Origin of the sequence: Actinocorallia populi (genome assembly GCF_002995495.1) — a bacterium.
Lineage (GTDB): Bacteria > Actinomycetota > Actinomycetes > Streptosporangiales > Streptosporangiaceae > Actinocorallia > Actinocorallia populi.
Genome location: NZ_PVZV01000002.1, coordinates 775,451 through 792,595, shown reverse-complemented (window position 1 = coordinate 792,595; position 17,145 = coordinate 775,451). Strand labels below are relative to the sequence as shown.

The window sequence follows — 17,145 nt, the reverse complement described above, 5'->3', positions numbered from 1 at the left end:
TGTTTTATCCCCGATTGTTCCAATATGCTGCCCCGACGATCCGCACCGACCCTGGGGAACACCGTTGTCAGGCACGCACCGCGCGACCTCCGGCAGGTCCAGAAGGAAGAAGAACTCCGGGAAGGCCCTTCCCGCGATCCTGGCCGCCGTCGTGGCCGTGATCGCCATCGGCGTGGTGGTGTTCCTCGTCCGTCCGGGCGGGGAGGAGGAGGGCGCCGCGGGCCGCGACGTCCCCGCCGCGGCGAAGGTCCCCCGGACCGGGACGCAGCTGAAGTTCACCAGCACCGAGGACTTCGACTACTCCATGGGCGCGATCCGGACCGGCCTGGACTCCGGCCGCGCCTACGCCGAGTACCTGGTCACCAACGACAGCGGCCGGACCGCCCCGTTCGAGGCGCCCGCCCAGCTCTACCTGCCCGCGGCCGACGCGGGCACCGACAGGTGCGCCCCTCAGGCGGGTGTCTCCGAGGGCATGTGCAACCCGCCCACCGAGTCGCAGATCGTGGGCGTCGTCGGCGACGCGCAGCCCTCGCCCGACGGGGTCGACCAGTACATGCCCGCCGGGGCGTCCTTCATCGTCCGCGTGAGCACCGAGCAGCCCGTCGCGCAGAGCGCCCGGCCCGACGCCATCAGGCTCTACATCTGGGACGTCCGCTTCGTCACGAACCGGATCGCTCAGCCGCTCCCCCTGCCGTAACGCCCGATGTCCTCGTACCGCAGGTGCCGCAGCCCCCTGGCGCCCACGTTGACGAGGTCGCGGTCGAGCACCACCAGCTGGGGCCGCTGGTAGAGCGGGATCACCGCCGCCTGCTCCCACAGCAGCTCGTCGGCCCTGCCCACGAGCACGGCCCCGCGCTCGGCGTCCAGCTCCCGCGCCGCCCGCGCCAGCAGCCCGTCCAGCCGCGCGCTGCCCGCCCCGGTGAAGTTCTGCCCGCCGCCGCGGACGAAGACCGACGCCATGTCCGCCACCGGGAAGGGCGTGCCCAGCCAGGAGAACGACACCAGGTCGAAGTCCCCGCGCAGCACGTGGCCGCTGATCAGCTCGTTCTGCGGCACCGACCGCAGGCTCACCCGGAAGCCGGCCCGCGCGAGCATCGCCTGGACCAGCTCGGCCTCCTCCCGGTGGGCGGGGTTGCCCGCGGGGACCACGTACTCCAGCGCGGGCTCCGCCCCTGCCAGCAGCGCCCGCGCCGAGCCGAGGTCGGGCGCGGGCGCCAGGTCGCGGTAGCCGGAGCGCCCCAGGGTCAGGAAGTGGCTGCCCAGCGTCTCGACCGGGCTGTCGAGCTGCTCCAGCGCGGCCCTGGCCAGCAGCCCGCGGTCCAGTGCCAGCAGCAGGGCCCGCCGGACGGACGGGTCGGCCAGCGGGCCGCGCCGCGCGTTCAGCGTCAGGTGGCGCCAGTCCGGGCCCGCCGCGCGCCGCACCTCGGCCCAGGGCAGCGCCGCGCCGCGCCGGTAGGCGCCCGGGTCGTCGCCCGCCTCCAGGAGGTCGAGCTCGCGGTTGGCGAAGGCGCCCGCCCGCGCCGCGGGAGCCAGCGCGCGGAAGCGGATCTCGTCCAGCTTCGCCTGGCCGCCCCACCACGCCGGGTCCCGCACCAGCGTGACGGTCTGCCCCGCCTCGTCCAGCGCGCCCACCTTGAACGGCCCCGCAGTGACCGGGATCCGCCCGCGCCACCCCTCGTTGAACGACTCCGGATCGCTGTTCGTCTCCGCCGGGTACAGCGGGCTGAACAACGCCTTCCAGTCGGCGAACGGCTCGCGGAACGCCACCAGGACCTCGGTGTCGCTCCGTCCTCTGCGCACCGAGGCGATCTGCCGGTACCCCGTGTCGGTCGCGGCCCGAAACCGCCCGTCCCGTCCCGACAGGGCCCTGGCCTGCGCTGCGAAGTCGCGGTAGCCCAGCGGCCTGCCGTCGGACCAGCGGGCCCGCGGGTTCACCCGGTAGCGGACGACCTGGCCCGGTCCCTCCAGGACCCGCGCGCTCAGCAGGTAGTCCGGGTGCGGGCGCACCTCGCCCCGCTCGTCGGAGACCATGGTGAACGGCATCAGCCCCCGCAGCACCAGCTCGGAGACCCCGTCCATCCCGTTCACCTGGTTGAAGTTCCACTGCCCCGGGAACGACGGCAGCGGCCAGCGCAGCACTCCCCCGTCCCGGACGTGCTCGCGGGGCGTCAGGCGCAGGTCCGCCAGGGCCGGCGGCCCGCTCGGGATGCGCGGCTGCGGAGCGGCGCAGGCCCCGGCCGCCAGCGGGAACACGGCGAGGACGGCCTTCCAGGCGTGCGTCCTCACGGCCGGACCCGTCCGTCCCGCAGGACGAGGATCCGGTCGGCCAGCTCCGCCAGCACGTCCTCGTCGTGGGAGACCAGCAGGCAGGCCAGCCCCGTCCTCTCCCGCAGCCCGGCCAGCAGCGCCGCGATCCCCGCCTTGGCCCGCGCGTCCAGCGCCGACACCGGCTCGTCGGCCAGCAGCAGCCGGGGCGAGCAGGCCAGCGCCCTGGCGATCGCCACTCGCTGGCGCTGGCCGCCGGAGAGCGCCCGCGGGTACCGTCTCGCCATTTCCGCGGGCAGTTCCACCTCCGCCAGCAGCTCCTCCACCCGGCCCTTCACCGGCAGCCCGTGCACCCGCAGCGGTTCCGCCACGATCCGTCCCACCGTCATGCACGGGTCCAGCGACGCCCACGGGTCCTGGAACACCGGCTGGACCAGCCGCCTCGACTCCCGTCGGCCCGCCCGCGACAGTCCCGCCACGTCCTGCCCGCAGACCTCGATCCGGCCCTCCTGCGGCCGCTCCAGCCGCAGCACCTCCCGCAGCAGCGTGGTCTTCCCCGCCCCCGAGGTACCCGTCAGCCCGACGATCTCGCCCGCCCCGACCACCAGCTCCACTCCGTCCAGCACCCGGCTTCCGCCTCGCAGGCACCCCAATCCCCGCACTGTCAGCACCGCCTCCCGCACCCGCGCCTCCTCCTGGGACGCGCCCTTCCGCCGCGGTCGCGTCCCGAGCGGCGGAGCGCCGGTCAGCCGGCCCTCGTGCAGGGTCAGCACCCGCGTGGCCCTCCGGCGGACCGCCTCGAGGTCGTGGGAGATCAGCAGAAGACCCGTCCCGTTCTCCGCGCACAGTTCCTGGAGGAGGTCGAGGACCTGGTCACGGGTACGGGGGTCGAGGGAGGCCGTGGGCTCGTCGGCGACCAGGACCGCGGGGCGGTGGGCCATCGCCATCGCGATGAGGACGCGTTGGCGCATTCCCCCCGACAGCTCGCCGGGATAGGCGCGGTGGCGCCCGTGCGGGATCCCGACGGACTCCAGGAGCCGCGCTGCGCGCTCCCGGGAGCCCCTGCGGGCCCCGTGCGCCCGCACCGCCTCGGTGACCTGCGCGCCCACGGTGAACGCGGGACTCAACGCGGCCAGGGGGTCCTGGAAGACCATCGCGATGTCGCGGCCCCTGATCCGGGACCAGTCGCGTTCGCGCAGGCCCGTCAGAGGGCGGCCACGGAGCCTGATCTCGCCTTCGGCGCGGGCGCCGCGGGGCAGCAGGCCCAGGAGCGCCAGGGCCGTCGCGGACTTGCCGGCGCCCGAGGCCCCCGTCAGCGCGACGGTCTCGCCCGGCTCCACGTCGAAGGACACCCCGCGCAGGACCCGGCGTCCGCCGAAGGCCACGTTCAGGCCGCGCACCCGCAGGCCGGTCACCGGTCGGCGTCCATCGCGCGGTGCAGGCCGTCGCCCAGGAGGTTGACGGCCAGCACGATCAGGGTCAGCAGCACGGCGGGAGGAAGGAACAACCAGGGGTAGACGGTGGCCGCGGAGGTGCCGTCGGCGATGAGGATGCCCAGGGACACGTCCGGCGGGCGCACGCCGAAGCCGAGGAAGGCCAGGCCGCTCTCGCCCATGATCGCCACGCCGACGTTCACGGCCGCGTCCGCGCTCAGCAGCCCCGCCAGGTTGGGCAGCAGGTGGCGCAGCACGACGCGGCGGCGGGACGCGCCCGTATAGAAGGCGGCAAGGACGAACTCGCGTTCGGCGAGGGCGCGGGTCTGGGCCCGCACGGTCCGCGCGGTCAACGGCCACAGGAAGGCCGCCAGCAGCAGCACGACCGTGCCCCATGAGGCCCCCTCGGGTGCCAGGACGGCCACCAGCAGCACGCCCGGCAGCACCAGCAGGAGGTCTGCGGTGCCCATGAGCAGCCGGTCGGCCGGCCCGCCGACCAGGCCGGCGAAGGCGCCCACGAGGGCGGCGATCGCGGTGGCCAGCAGTCCGGCGGACAGGCCGACCGCCAGCGAGCGGCGCATGCCCCGCAGGCTGAGGGCGAACATGTCGCGGCCGGTGCCGGTGGTGCCGAACCAGTGCCGTGCCGACGGCGGTTCGCGCAGGGCGCTCAGGTCCAGGGCGCGCCAGTCCCTGCCGAGGGCTCCGGCCAGCGCCAGCGACACCAGCACCGCGAGCAGCACGCCGCCGCAGAACGCGGCCCTGTCGCGGACCAGCCGCCGCAGCGGCCCGCCCTCCGAAGGGCGGGTCGGCCGGGGCCGCAGCAGACGGCGGAGGCGGCGGGGACTCGGCTGCAGAGAGTGCGTGAGGCCCGTCATGTACGGCTCCCTGGGAGAAGGAGGCGGTGTGCGGCCCCGGCCAGGACGGTGGCGGTGGGCACGAGCAGCGCCGCCACCGCGACGCAGGCGGCGACCGGGTGGGGGTCGGCCTCGCGCAGCGAGTCCAGCAGCCAGGCACCCATCCCGTGCCTGCCGTAGGCCTGCTCGACGAAGGCCGCACCGAGCAGCAGCAGGCCCAGGTCGTAGGCGAAGAAGGTGCTGGTGGGCACGAGAGCGGTGCGCAGGCCGTGCTTGAGGAGGGCGTGGTGCCGCCGGAGGCCGCGGGCGCGCGCCGCCCTGACGTGCTCGGCCTCCAGGACGTCGCGCATCAGCGCCCGCTGGTAGCGGCTGTAGAGGGCCGCCTGGAGCAGTGCCACCGTCGCGGTCGGCAGGACCAGGTGCCGCAACCGGGAGGTGAGGTCCGTGCCCTCGCCGACCCATTGGAAGAAGTGGCCGCCCATCGCGGCGTTGGCGTGCTGTGCTCCCAGTTGCAGCAGGACCGCGAGCACGAAGACGGGCGTGGCCAGCAGGACGTGGGACAGCACCGTCAGCGCCTTGTCCGGCCCCGGATGCAGCACCGACAGGGCGCCGAGCAGCACTCCGAGGGCCGCGCCCAGGACCGCGCCGGGCAGCAGCAGGAGCAGGCTCGTCCCAAGCCTCCGGGGCAGTTCGTCGCTGACGGGGGTGCCGTGCAGGGTGCGTCCGAAGTCGCCGCGCACCGCTCCGGAGGCCCAGGTGAGGTAGCGGACGTGCAGCGGGGTGCGGTCGTTGAGGTTCAGCGCGGTCAGCTCGGCCTCGATCGCCGGCTGCGGGGGCCGGGGCCGCGCCGCCTCCAGCCGGGCGCGCGGGTCCAGAGCCGCTCCGGCCAGCAGGTAGCCGAGGCTGGCCGCCAGCGCCGCCAGCACCAGTGCGGACGAGCAGCGGCGGACGAGCAGGACGAGCATCACCGCTCCCGTCGCGGACAACAGAGAGCAAGTGAGATATCACGATGCGCGATGCGGCTCGGTGCGTTCGCCCGTCCCGGTATGGATGAAGGGAAGACGAAGGGCCGGTCGGTCGTCCCCCGCCAAGAGTATGACCGCCGGCCCTTCTGGTCCGCCGCTCGTTCCGGGGCTCCCGACCCGGTGGCGTGCGTACCCCCTTACACAGGAGAAATTACGGGTCCGAAGATCCCGCCGCTAAGGGACAGCGGTCCCGACTTCGGCGGGTCTCCCCCGGGGGACATCTCCGGACGCCCGCCCCTTCACCGGGAGAGCGCCGCCGCGTGCGCCTTCGCCATGAGTGCCGCGAGCTCCTCGCTCTCGGCCTTGTCGAGCACGGAGAACGCCTGCTGGGCGAGCCGGTCGGTGACCAGCTCGGCCTCCTGCCAGCGGTCCCGCTGCTCGTCGGTGACCTCGGCCAGCTCCGACTCCGGCCACCCGTAGAGCAGGGCCTGGTCACGGGCCCCGAACATGGGCGAACCGCCGATCAGGACGGCCTGCACCGGAGCCAGCCCGGCGGCCCGGACCGCCAGGAAGTGCAGCCCGCCGCGGAACTCCCGCAGGGTGTGCACGAGCTGCATGACCAGGGCGCGCGCGTCGTCGGCGAGCGGCATGGCCCGCCATCCGGCGAACAGGGGCGCTCCGGTGGCGTCCCCGTGGCGCACGACGGCCAGCAGCAGCTCGGACAGCCGCTCGGACCCGTCGAAGGAGGCGAGCTTGCGCCGGCCGAACTCGTGGCAGGCGTGCAGGTAGCCCTCCGCGGCCTGGGCGGCGGGCATCTCGACCGACTCCCAGGCCTCCCGGACCGCCTGCGGGTGGAAGAAGCCCACCGCCGAGGTCACCACGTCGGCGTCGACGTCGCCGAGCACGCCGCAGCGGCCCTTCATGTACGGGCCGATGAAGCCCGGAACCCCCGTGCCCTCCCCGAAGGCCCTGGCCTCCCGGGAGAACATGAACGCTCCGCCGAGCTCCTGGATGTGGCCTTTGACGCTCCAGGCCGTCGTCGCGGGTCGCGTCACGACCCCTCCTCTCCAAACCGAATACGATTCGAAAAGCAGGCTATGACAAACGTCAGATCGAGGAAACCCCGGTGCCGCCCGCGCACAGCTCCAGCGCGCGCTCCAGCAGGTCGGGCGCGTCGTAGGGCAGCCAGTGGATGCGCGGGTCGCGGCGGAACCACGACTCCTGGCGCCGGGCGAACCGCCGGGTCGCCCTGACCGTCTCCTCCCTGGCCTGCTCCTGGCTCCACTCGCCCGCCAGGAAGCGCAGCACCTGGGCGTAGCCGAGCGCGGCCGAGGCGGTGCGGCCCTCGCGCAGGCCGGCCTTCTCCAGCGCCTCGACCTCCGCGACGAACCCCGCCTCCCACATGCGGTCGACCCGCAGCGCGATGCGCTCGTCGAGCTCGGGACGGGGCACCAGCAGGCCCAGCTGCACCGTCTCGGGGTCCCGGTAGCGGTGCTGGGGCAGGCTGGCGGTGAAGGGCCGCCCGGTCAGCTCCATGACCTCCAGGGCCCGCACGATCCGCCGCCCGTTGCTCGGCAGGATCGCCCGTGCCGCCTGCGGGTCGGCCTCCCGCAGCCGGGCGAACAACTCACTCGGACCCCGCTCGGCCAGTTCGGCCTCGAGCCGGGCCCTGATCTCCGGGTCCGTGCCGGGGAACTCCAGGTCGTCCAGCGCCGCGCGCACGTAGAGCCCCGACCCGCCGACCAGGACGGGCACCCGGCCCCTGGACCGGATCTGCGCGACCGCCCCGTGCGCCGCCCGCTGGTACTCGGCGACGCTGGCGGGCTCGGTGACGTCCCAGACGTCCAGCAGGTGGTGGGGCACCCCGCGCCGTTCGGCGACGGTCAGCTTGGCGGTGCCGATGTCCATGCCCCGGTAGAGCTGCATGGAGTCGGTGTTGACCGCCTCACCGCCCAGGCGCAGCGCCAGATCGACGGCCAGGTCCGACTTGCCCGCCGCGGTGGGTCCGACGACAGAGATCACGTTCACGAATTATCGGTTTCCGCAGATAGGGGTGGTGGCAGGTTCGTGGGTAGGTACAGGTGAGATCGGCGGACGCCAACGGACGGCGCCGCCCGAACCAGTATCGGGGGAACGAGGATGAGCATCGTCCAGAAGTTCATGGACCTGCTGGGCAAGCACGGCGACAAGGCGGGCCCCGCCATCGACAAGGCGGGCGACATGATCGACCGCCGGACGGGGAACAAGTACCGGGGCCAGGTGGACGAGGCGCAGCGGCGGGCCAAGGAGGCCGCGGCCCAGCAGGCCCGGCGGCAGGGCCAGCAGCCGCCCAGGTAGCGCCCGTCCGGCCGGCTACGTCCAGGCCGCCACGAAGTAGCCGACGCCGTAGGGGGCCTCGTCGGCCAGCAGCTCGCCGCGCAGCCGGCCGGACCCGGCCTGCGCCGCGCCGGCCAGGACCTGCCACGCCGCCCGCCCGGCCGCCATCAGCTCCCCCGACGCCACGGGGTCGAGCCGGCCGAGCGCGGCGGCGTCGGCGTGTTCCAGGGCCCGCGCCACCTCGCGGTCGTAGGGGCCGGCCCGCTCGTCCAGGTAGCCGGGGGCCTTCTCGTCCCGGCAGGCCGAGCCGTCGCCCATGACCAGCAGCGCCACGTCGTCCCGTGCCAGCTCGCGGCCCAGCTCCAGGCAGTCGGCGGGCGCGGCGTCGAACGCCACCTCCTGGAAGCGTGCGGCCCGCGCCCCGCCCAGCAGCCAGCGCCCCACCGTCAGGGACAGCGGCAGCACCGGCTCGCCGGGACCCACCTGGAGGTCGAGGCCGTAGGGGCGGAACGTGCCCGCCGCCGACGGGCCGAAGGCGCGCGTCTCGGGGCCGCCGCCCACCACCACGAGCTCGTCCGCCGCCAGCAGCGGCGCGATCGCCCGGCGGCAGGCCTCGCGCAGCCCCGCCAGCTCGTCCGCGGCCGCTCCGGCCAGCTCGGGCACGAGCAGGGGCGGGTGCGGGCACACCGCGGCGCCGATCAGCACGCGCGCCCCCTCACGGGCAGGTGGAGCAGCCGGAGGCAGCCGGAGCGGGCGCCGGAGCGCCGATCTTCGGCATGCCCAGCGAGACCGCGCCGCCCTGCTGCGGCGCCTCCTGGCGGGCCTGCCAGGCGTCCCCGGCCCGGGTGCGCCGGACGGACCGCACGGGCGCGTCGGCCAGCAGGTGGTGCGGGGCGGCGTAGGTGACCTCGACCGTCACCAGGTCGCCGGGGCGCACCTCCTGCTCGGGGCGCTGGAAGTGCACCAGCCGGTTGTCGGGGGCGCGCCCGGACAGGCGCCGCGTGGCGCCGTCCTTGCTGCCCTCGCCCTCGGCCACCAGCAGCTCCAGGGTGCGGCCGACCTGCTTCTTGTTCTCGTCCCAGGAGATCTGCTCCTGCAGCTCGACCAGCCGCTCGTAGCGGGCCTGGACGACCTCCTTGGGCACCTGGTCCGCCATGGTCGCCGCCGGGGTGCCGGGGCGCTTGGAGTACTGGAAGGTGAACGCCGAGGAGAACCGCGCCTCGCGCACCACGTGCAGGGTCTGCTCGAAGTCCTCCTCGGTCTCGCCGGGGAAGCCCACGATGATGTCGGTGGTGATCGCCGCGTCCGGGATCGACGCCCGGACCCGCTCGATGATGCCCAGGTAGCGCTCCTGGCGGTAGGAGCGGCGCATCGCGCGCAGCACCGCGTCCGAGCCGGACTGCAGCGGCATGTGCAGCGAGGGCATGACGTTGGGGGTCTCGGCCATCGCCGCGATCACGTCGTCGGTGAAGTCCTTGGGGTGCGGGGAGGTGAAGCGCACCCGCTCCAGGCCGTCGATCCCGCCGCAGGCGCGCAGCAGCTTGGCGAACGCCGCCTTGTCGCCGAACTCCGAGCCGTAGGCGTTGACGTTCTGGCCCAGCAGCGTCACCTCGAGCACGCCTTCGGCGACCAGCGCCTCGACCTCGGCGAGGATCTCGCCGGGCCGGCGGTCCTTCTCCTTGCCGCGCAGGGAGGGCACGATGCAGAACGTGCAGGTGTTGTTGCAGCCGACCGAGACCGACACCCAGGCGGCGTAGGGGGACTCGCGGCGGGTCGGCAGCGTCGAGGGGAAGACCGACAGGGACTCCTCGATCTCGACCTGCGCCTCCTGCCGGACGCGCGCCCGCTCCAGCAGCACCGGCAGCGCGCCGATGTTGTGGGTGCCGAACACCACGTCCACCCAGGGCGCCCGCTTGACGATCGTGTCGCGGTCCTTCTGGGCCAGGCAGCCGCCCACCGCGATCTGCAGGCCGTTCTCGGCCTGCCTGCGCAGGTGGCCGAGGTTGCCGTACAGCCGGTTGTCGGCGTTCTCCCGCACCGCGCAGGTGTTGAAGACGATGACGTCGGGCTCTTCGTCCGCCTTGACGTACCCGGCTGACTCCAGCAGCCCGGCCAGGCGCTCGGAGTCGTGGACGTTCATCTGGCAGCCGTACGTGCGGATCTCGTAGGTGCGAGGCGCCTCGGCGGAGGGAGCGGGATTCATGACGTTCATGGCGCTCCCAGCGTACCCGTGCGCGCCCGCCCCGCAGGCCCCGCGAGAGCCGGTGACAGAACACCAAAAAGCGCGAAAGCCCCTACAAAATTGCGAGACCTCGCGCGATGACATTCCCGTGATCAGATAGATATCGGCGATACCTTCCCGTGATCCGTATCCGCCACGTAGCGTCCTGGGTTATGAAGTACAGCGGCGAGCCGCTCGTGGTGCTGGAGAACGTCAACAAGTACTTCGGCGATCTGCACGTGCTCAAGGACATCGACCTCGCGGTGGGCCGCGGCGAGGTGGTCGTGGTGATCGGCCCGTCGGGGGGCGGCAAGTCCACCCTCTGCCGGACGATCAACCGCCTGGAGACCATCGACTCCGGGAAGATCACCCTCGACGGGCTGCCCCTGCCCCAGGAGGGCAGGGCCCTGGCCCGGCTGCGCTCCGAGGTCGGCATGGTCTTCCAGTCCTTCAACCTCTTCGCGCACAAGACGATCCTGCAGAACGTCACCCTCGGCCCGGTCAAGGTGCGCAAGGTCCCCAAGGCGCAGGCGGAGCAGGAGGCCATGGCGCTGCTGGAGCGCGTCGGCATCGCCTCGCAGGCCGGCAAGTACCCCGCCCAGCTGTCGGGCGGCCAGCAGCAGCGCGCCGCCATCGCGCGGGCGCTGGCGATGCGGCCCAAGCTCATGCTCTTCGACGAGCCCACCTCCGCGCTGGACCCCGAGATGGTCGCCGAGGTGCTGGAGGTCATGACCGACCTGGCCCGCGAGGGCATGACCATGATCGTCGTCACCCACGAGATGGGCTTCGCCCGCAGCGCCGCCCGCCGCGTGGTCTTCATGGCCGACGGCCAGATCGTCGAAGAGAGCACCCCCGAGGAGTTCTTCACCGAGCCCCGCACCGAGCGGGCCCGTGACTTCCTCTCCAAGATCCTGAGGCATTAAGAGGACCCACGAAAGGATCCACCCCCCATGCGCCGTATCGTCCTGGCCCTGGCCGCCCTCGCTCTGGGCTCCACCGCGCTGACCGCCTGCGGCGGTGACGCAGGTGGTTCCGACAGCCTTGTGGACAAGGCGAAGAACGACAAGAAGCTGACGGTCGGCGTGAAGATCGACCAGCCGGGGCTGGGTGTCAAGAAGCCCGACGGCACCATGGAGGGCTTCGACGTCGACGTCGCCCGCTACATCGCCGAGAAGCTGGGCGTCCCCGAGAGCGGCATCACCTGGAAGGAGACCATCTCCGCCAACCGCGAGCCGTTCATCCAGCAGGGCCAGGTCGACTTCGTCGTCGCCACCTACTCGATCCTGGACGAGCGCAAGGAGAAGGTGACCTTCGCCGGCCCCTACATCGTGGCCCACCAGGACATCATGGTCCGCAGCGACGAGAGCTCCGTCACCAAGGTCGAGGACCTCAAGGACAAGCTGATCTGCCAGGCGTCCGGCTCCAACTCCTACAAGCGCATCACCGACCCCGCCCCCGACGGCCAGGGCATCAAGGCCAAGCTCGTCCCGGCCGGCTCCTACAGCGAGTGCGTGGCCAAGCTCAAGGGCGGGACGCTCGACGCCGTGACCACCGACGACCTGATCCTGGCGGGCTTCGCCGCCCAGAACCCCAGCGACTACAAGATCCTCGGCACCCCCTTCACCGACGAGAAGTACGGCGTCGGCATGAAGAAGGGCGACACCGCGAGCTGCGAGGCGGTCAACGACGCCATCGCCGAGATGTACAAGGACGGCACCGCCGCCCAGCTGCTGAAGAAGTGGTTCGGCCAGACGCAGGGCCTGCAGCTGCCCACCGAGGCGCCCGCCTTCGAGGGCTGCGCCTGACGTACGGCGCCCAGGGAACGAGAACCGCGGGATAGAGGACGATGTCAGCGCTGATCGAGAACTTCGACGCCATCATCGCCGGTTTCTGGTCGACGATCAGGCTGGCCGCGATGAGCGCCGTGCTCTCCCTGTTGCTGGGCACCCTGCTGGTCGCGCTGCGGGTCTCGCCGGTCCCGGTGCTGCGCGGGATGGGGACGCTCTACGTCACCATCCTGCGCAACACCCCGCTCACCCTGGTGCTGCTGTTCTGCGCGCTGGGCATCAGCAACACCCTGCAGCTGAACTTCGACGTCGAGGACCCTGCCTTCAACGGCTACTGGCTGGCCGTCCTCGGGCTGACCGCCTACACGTCGACCTTCGTCTGCGAGACGCTGCGCGCGGGCGTCAACACCGTGCCGATGGGCCAGGCCGAGGCCTCCCGCGCCATCGGGCTGACGTTCGCCCAGTCGATGCGGATGGTGATCCTGCCGCAGGCCTTCCGCGCGGTCATCGCCCCGCTGGGCAGCGTGCTCATCGCCCTGATCAAGAACACCACCGTCGTCATCGTCGCCGGTTACGCGGAAGCTGCGTTCGTCATGAAGGACATGCTCTACGAAAGTGCCGGAACGGTCGTCATGGTGTTCCTCGGGTTCGCCGCGGGCTACATGATCCTCACCCTTCCGGTCGGCTACCTCACCGGCTGGCTGGCCCGGCGGCTGGCGGTGCGCCGATGAGCACGGGAGTGCTGTTCGACGCGCCCGGCCCGCGGGCCAGGCTGCGCCACAACGTGCTGACCCTGGTCGGCCTGCTGGCGGCGCTGCTGGCCGCCTGGTTCGTCTGGGCGCGCTTCTCGGCGGCCGGCCAGTGGGACGCCGAGCTGTGGAAGCCCTTCCTGGACCCCGAGGTGTGGACGGGGCTGATCCTGCCGGGCCTGTGGGGCACCCTGTCGGCCGCCGCCGTCTCGGCGGTGCTGGCCCTGCTGTTCGGGGTGGTCTTCGGCCTCGGGCGGCTGTCGGACCACTGGTGGCTGCGGCTCCCGTCCGGCGGGATCGTGGAGTTCTTCCGGTCCGTCCCCGTCCTGATCATGATCTTCTTCGCCCAGGCCGGGGCGTTCGCGATCTTCGGCTACGTCATGCCCGCCTTCTGGGCGGTGGTGATCGGCCTCACCCTCTACAACGGCTCGGTCCTGGCCGAGGTGTTCCGCTCCGGCGTCCACTCGGTCGCGCGCGGGCAGTCCGAGGCCGCGTACGCGCTGGGCCTGCGCAAGGGCGGCGTCATGCGGCTGATCCTGCTGCCGCAGGCCGTCACCGCGATGCTCCCCGCGATCGTCAGCCAGATGATCGTGCTGCTCAAGGACACCGCGCTGGGCTACATCATCGCCTACGAGGACCTGCTGAACGCGGGTTTCCGCGTCGTCCCGGCCAACTACGGCAACATCATCCCCGCGGCGATCGTCGTGGCGGCCGTCTACATCGCCCTCAACCTGGTGCTGGGATGGTTCGCCACCTGGCTCGAAGGACGGGGCCGGCGCAGCCGCCGGAGCGCCGCCACTCCGATGAAGGCCGACCCGGTCGTCGGAGTGCCCCCGCTCGGCGCCTGACCTTGTTACTTTCAGAGCTCAAGTGTCCGTTCTTGGCTCCAATCGGCCTCGTCATGCGGGACGATTCCGGTATGACCGCTCGCGTTGCCCCCTACGGTTCCTGGCCTTCCCCCATCTCCGCCGCCGACGTCGCCCGCAACCGGCTGAGACTGAGCTTCCCGACCGCGCAGGGCGACGACGTCTGGTGGCAGGAGACGCGGCCGGACGAAGGGGGCCGGACCACGGTCGTTCTCAACGGGCGCGAGATCCTCCCCTCGCCCTGGAACGCCCGCAGCCGGGTGCACGAGTACGGCGGCAAGTCCTATCTGCCGACGTCGCGCGGGCTCGTCTTCACCAACTACGCCGACCAGCGGCTGTACCTGCTGGTGCCGCGCGACGCGCGCCCCCGCCCGCTGACGCCCGAGCCGGCGATCCCCGGGGGGCTGCGGTACGCCGACTTCGTGCTCTCCCCGGACGGTTCCGAGGTCTGGTGCGTCTGCGAGGGTCATGTGGCCGCGCCCGCCGCCGAGGGGGAGGCGTCGGGCACGCCGGGGGTGCGGCGCGCCATCGTGGGGATCCCCCTGGACGGGCGGGCGGCCAACGACCCGGGTGCGATCAACGAGCTGGTCACCGGCAACGACTTCTACGCCTCCCCGACGCCCTCGCCGTCCGGCGGCCATCTGGCGTGGGTGCAGTGGAACCACCCGCGCATGCCGTGGGACGGCACCGAGCTGCGCGTCGGGGTGATCCAGGACGGCAAGGTCGTCTCCCCCCGCACGGTCAAGGGGGGCATGTCCGAGTCGGTGCTGGCGCCCCTGTGGGCCGACGACCGCAGCCTGTACGTCGCCTCGGACTGGCCCGGCTGGTGGAACATCTACCAGGTCGGCCTGTACGGGGAGTCCCCGCAGGCGCTCTACCCGGCCGAGGAGGAGTTCGCGGGCCCGCTGTGGCAGCTGGGCGGCATGCCGTACGCGCTGATGGGCGACGGGCGGCTCGTGGTCATGCACGGCCAGGGCGCGCAGCGGCTCAGCCTGTACGACCCCGACACGCTCGAACTGGAGCCGCTGGACCTGCCCTACACCGACTGGCAGATGTGCCTGTCGGCGGACGGCTCCACGTTCGTGGGCATCGGATCCTCCCCAACGCTGCCCGCGTCCGTGGTGAAGGTCTCCCAGGGCCGGGTGGCGGTGCTGCGCCGCGAACTCGAGCGGACGCCCGACGAGGCGTACCTGCCCGCGCCGCGCGTCGAGCGGTTCGAGGGCCAGTTCGGACGGCCGGTGCACGCCTACGTCTTCGAGCCCGCCAACCCGGCCGCGCTCGGCCCCCAGGACGAGCTGCCGCCGTACGTGGTGTTCGTCCACGGCGGTCCCACCGGACGCGCCATGGGCACGTTCAGCCTGGAGCGCGCCTACTTCACCAGCCGCGGCATCGGCGTCGTGGAGGTCGACTACGGCGGCTCCACCGGCTACGGCCGCGCCTACCGCGAGCGGCTGCGCCGCCAGTGGGGCGTGGTGGACGTCGAGGACGCCACCGCGGTCGCCGCCGAACTGGTCAGGACCGGCCGGGCGCACCCCGACCGGCTCGCCGTCCGCGGGGCCAGCGCCGGCGGGTGGACCGCCCTGGCCGCCGTCACCTCCGGCGACGTCTTCAAGGCGGGCACGTCCTACTACGGCGTCAGCGACGCGATGATGCTGCTGAAGGAGACCCACGACTTCGAGTCCCGTTACCCGTTCGGCCTGATCGGCCCGGTCCCCGGCTACGAGCGCGCCTACGAGGAGCGGTCGCCGCTGCACCGCGCCGACCGCACCTCCTGCCCCGTGCTGCTGCTGCAGGGCCTGGAGGACCCGGTGGTGCCCCCGGCGCAGTCCGAGCGGTTCGCCAGGGCGCTGGCCGACAACAAGGTCCCGCACGCCTACCTCACCTTCCAGGGCGAGTCGCACGGGTTCCGGCGGGCCGAGACCGTGCAGGCCTGCCTGGAGGCCGAGCTGTCCTTCTACGGGCAGACCCTCGGGTTCTCCCCGCAGGGCGTGCCCGCGCTGAAGCTGAGCGAGGGCGAGGCGCCTCCGGCGGTCTGAGCGCGGTTCAGCGCGCGTACTCGGTGGCCCGGGACTCCCGGACCACCGTGACGCGGATCTGCCCGGGATAGGTCAGCTCGTCCTCGACCTGCTTGGCGATGTCGCGGGCGATGACCTGCGCCTGGATGTCGTCCACCGCGCCGGGCTTGACCATGACCCGGATCTCCCGCCCCGCCTGCATGGCGAAGACCTTCTCGACGCCCTCGTGGGTGTCCTTGGCGATGCGCTCCAGCTGCTCGAGGCGCTGGACGTAGGCCTCCAGCGACTCGCGGCGCGCGCCGGGCCGCCCCCCGGAGATCGCGTCGGCGGCCTGGGTCAGGACGGCCTCCACGGTGCGTACTTCGACCTCGTTGTGGTGGGCCTCGATGGCGTGGACGACGTCCTCGTGCTCGCCGTGGCGGCGCGCCACCTCGGCGCCCACCAGGGCGTGGCTGCCCTCCACCTCGTGGGTGAGCGCCTTGCCGATGTCGTGCAGGAGCGTTCCGCGTTTGGCGATGTCCACCGGGAGCCTGAGCTCGGCGGCCATGAGCCCGGCCAGGTGCGCCGACTCCACCAGGTGCTTGAGCACGTTCTGCCCGTAGGAGGTGCGGTAGCGCAGCCTGCCCAGCAGGGCGATCAGCTCGGGGTGCATCTCGGTGATGCCCACCTCCACCAGCGCGTCCTCGCCCGCCCTGACGCACAGGGTCTCCACCTCGGCGAGGCTGTGCTCGTAGACCTCCTCGATGCGGTGCGGGTGGATGCGCCCGTCCAGGACGAGCTGCTCCAGGGTGAGCCGGGCGACCTCGCGGCGCACCGGGTCGAAGCAGCTGAGCAGCACCGCCTCGGGCGTGTCGTCGATGATGAGGTTGACCCCGGTGACCGACTCGAAGGTGCGGATGTTGCGGCCCTCGCGGCCGATGATCCGGCCCTTCATCTCCTCGTGCGGCAGGTGCAGCACCGAGACGACCGACTCGGTCGTCTGCTCGCTGGCCACCCGCTGCACAGCCATCGTGACGATCTTGCGGGCGCGTGCCTCGCCCTCCTCGCGGGCCCGGCTCTCCAGCTCCCGGACGGTCAGCGCCGCCTCGCGCTTGGCCTGGTCGCGGATCTGCGCGACCAGCTCGCCCCTGGCCTGCTCGGCGGTCAGCCCCGCCACCCGTTCCAGGGCCCGGCCGTGCTCCCGCTCGGCGTCGCCCAGGACGGCCTCGCGGGCGTCCAGCGCGGCGGACCGCTCGTCCAGCCCGGACCGCCGCTCCTCCAGCCGCTCGGCCTCCTGGTCCAGCCGCCGCTCCCGCTCGGCGAGTCGGCGCGCCCGGCGTTCGAGGTCCTCCAGCCGCTCCCGCGTCTCCTCACGGAACGCGCGGGCCTGCTCCTCGACCTGTTCGCGGGCTTCCGCCGCCTGGTCGCGCGCCTCCTCGCGCAACCGCGCGGCGGCCTCCTCGCCCTCGCGCAGCGCCTGCTCGCGCAGGCTCCGCAGCTCGGCCTCGGCCGCCTTCCCGAGCGCGGGGCGGCGCGCCACCAGCACGGCCAGCAGGACCAGGCTGACGAGCAGCGCCGCCCCCAATACGACGCTCACCATGGCGCAGCCCCCTCCTTACGGCCCTGTCAGCCGCCCGGGATTAACGAGCAAGTAAAGACTTTGCCATCTGGATGTACCACACGAAGGCCATCCGT

The 17,145-nt window shown here is 72.8% G+C and carries 16 protein-coding genes; 7 read left to right on the top strand and 9 right to left on the bottom strand.

The features are described 5' to 3' along the window. The first annotated feature begins 64 nt into the window (after positions 1-64). Entirely contained in the window at positions 65-697 is a 633-nt protein-coding gene (locus C2865_RS10685; protein ID WP_106398189.1) for a hypothetical protein, read from the top strand. Here C2865_RS10685 and C2865_RS10680 read toward each other — a convergent pair. From C2865_RS10680 to miaA, 6 genes are all read right to left on the bottom strand, one after another. Then, positions 676-2,286, bottom strand: a complete 1,611-nt coding sequence (locus tag C2865_RS10680) for an ABC transporter family substrate-binding protein (protein ID WP_106398188.1) — start codon at positions 2,284-2,286, stop codon at positions 676-678. The genes C2865_RS10685 and C2865_RS10680 overlap by 22 nt on opposite strands. Continuing rightward, entirely contained in the window at positions 2,283-3,680 is a 1,398-nt protein-coding gene (locus C2865_RS10675) for an ABC transporter ATP-binding protein (protein WP_198653151.1), read from the bottom strand. The genes C2865_RS10680 and C2865_RS10675 overlap by 4 nt, the downstream gene beginning before the upstream one ends. Continuing rightward, positions 3,677-4,573 carry an ABC transporter permease gene (locus tag C2865_RS10670; RefSeq protein WP_106398186.1) on the bottom strand — a complete coding sequence of 299 codons (897 nt, stop codon included), beginning with the start codon at positions 4,571-4,573 and terminating at the stop codon, positions 3,677-3,679. Before C2865_RS10670 ends, C2865_RS10675 begins: the two co-directional genes overlap by 4 nt. Beyond that, positions 4,570-5,538, bottom strand: coding sequence for an ABC transporter permease (locus C2865_RS10665; RefSeq protein WP_232835505.1), 969 nt, complete (start codon positions 5,536-5,538; stop codon positions 4,570-4,572). Before C2865_RS10665 ends, C2865_RS10670 begins: the two co-directional genes overlap by 4 nt. Positions 5,539-5,816: 278 nt before the next feature. After that, the gene (locus C2865_RS10660) at positions 5,817-6,572 is read right to left on the bottom strand and encodes an SCO6745 family protein (RefSeq protein ID WP_232835504.1); all 756 of its coding nucleotides are present in this window, start codon (positions 6,570-6,572) and stop codon (positions 5,817-5,819) included. 52 nt (positions 6,573-6,624) lie between these two features. Beyond that, a complete protein-coding gene (gene miaA / locus C2865_RS10655; protein WP_106398683.1) occupies positions 6,625-7,539 on the bottom strand; it encodes a tRNA (adenosine(37)-N6)-dimethylallyltransferase MiaA in 915 nt (304 codons plus the stop codon). Between the two features lie 117 nt (positions 7,540-7,656). On the opposite strand from miaA, the gene C2865_RS10650 reads away from it, so the two are divergent. Then, the gene (locus tag C2865_RS10650) at positions 7,657-7,854 is read left to right on the top strand and encodes an antitoxin (RefSeq protein WP_106398184.1); all 198 of its coding nucleotides are present in this window, start codon (positions 7,657-7,659) and stop codon (positions 7,852-7,854) included. A gap of 15 nt (positions 7,855-7,869) precedes the next feature. Here C2865_RS10650 and C2865_RS10645 read toward each other — a convergent pair whose 3' ends face one another. Both C2865_RS10645 and miaB read right to left on the bottom strand, forming a co-directional pair. Then, on the bottom strand, positions 7,870-8,538 hold the full coding sequence (locus tag C2865_RS10645; RefSeq protein ID WP_106398183.1) for a class III extradiol dioxygenase subunit B-like domain-containing protein: 669 nt from the start codon (positions 8,536-8,538) through the stop codon (positions 7,870-7,872). A 10-nt stretch (positions 8,539-8,548) separates the two neighbouring features. After that, positions 8,549-10,045 carry a tRNA (N6-isopentenyl adenosine(37)-C2)-methylthiotransferase MiaB gene (gene miaB / locus C2865_RS10640; protein WP_106398182.1) on the bottom strand — a complete coding sequence of 499 codons (1,497 nt, stop codon included), beginning with the start codon at positions 10,043-10,045 and terminating at the stop codon, positions 8,549-8,551. Between the two features lie 182 nt (positions 10,046-10,227). Here miaB and C2865_RS10635 point away from each other — a divergent pair, with 182 nt between their 5' ends. The 5 genes from C2865_RS10635 (at position 10,228) to C2865_RS10615 (ending at position 15,492) form a co-directional block, all read left to right on the top strand. Continuing rightward, positions 10,228-10,977 carry an amino acid ABC transporter ATP-binding protein gene (locus tag C2865_RS10635; RefSeq protein ID WP_106398181.1) on the top strand — a complete coding sequence of 250 codons (750 nt, stop codon included), beginning with the start codon at positions 10,228-10,230 and terminating at the stop codon, positions 10,975-10,977. Positions 10,978-11,004: 27 nt separating this feature from the next. Continuing rightward, positions 11,005-11,859 (top strand): glutamate ABC transporter substrate-binding protein, encoded by an 855-nt coding sequence (locus C2865_RS10630; RefSeq protein WP_106398180.1) that lies wholly within the window; start codon positions 11,005-11,007, stop codon positions 11,857-11,859. A 41-nt stretch (positions 11,860-11,900) separates the two neighbouring features. Further along, positions 11,901-12,572, top strand: a complete 672-nt coding sequence (locus C2865_RS10625) for an amino acid ABC transporter permease (protein ID WP_106398179.1) — start codon at positions 11,901-11,903, stop codon at positions 12,570-12,572. Further along, positions 12,569-13,438: an amino acid ABC transporter permease gene (locus C2865_RS10620; RefSeq protein ID WP_106398178.1), complete on the top strand. Its 870-nt coding sequence runs from the start codon at positions 12,569-12,571 to the stop codon at positions 13,436-13,438. Before C2865_RS10625 ends, C2865_RS10620 begins: the two co-directional genes overlap by 4 nt. 71 nt (positions 13,439-13,509) lie before the next feature. Then, positions 13,510-15,492, top strand: coding sequence for a S9 family peptidase (locus C2865_RS10615; protein WP_106398177.1), 1,983 nt, complete (start codon positions 13,510-13,512; stop codon positions 15,490-15,492). Between the two features lie 7 nt (positions 15,493-15,499). Here C2865_RS10615 and rny read toward each other — a convergent pair whose 3' ends face one another. Further along, positions 15,500-17,050 (bottom strand): ribonuclease Y, encoded by a 1,551-nt coding sequence (gene rny, locus C2865_RS10610; RefSeq protein ID WP_106398176.1) that lies wholly within the window; start codon positions 17,048-17,050, stop codon positions 15,500-15,502. Positions 17,051-17,145 lie beyond the last annotated feature (95 nt).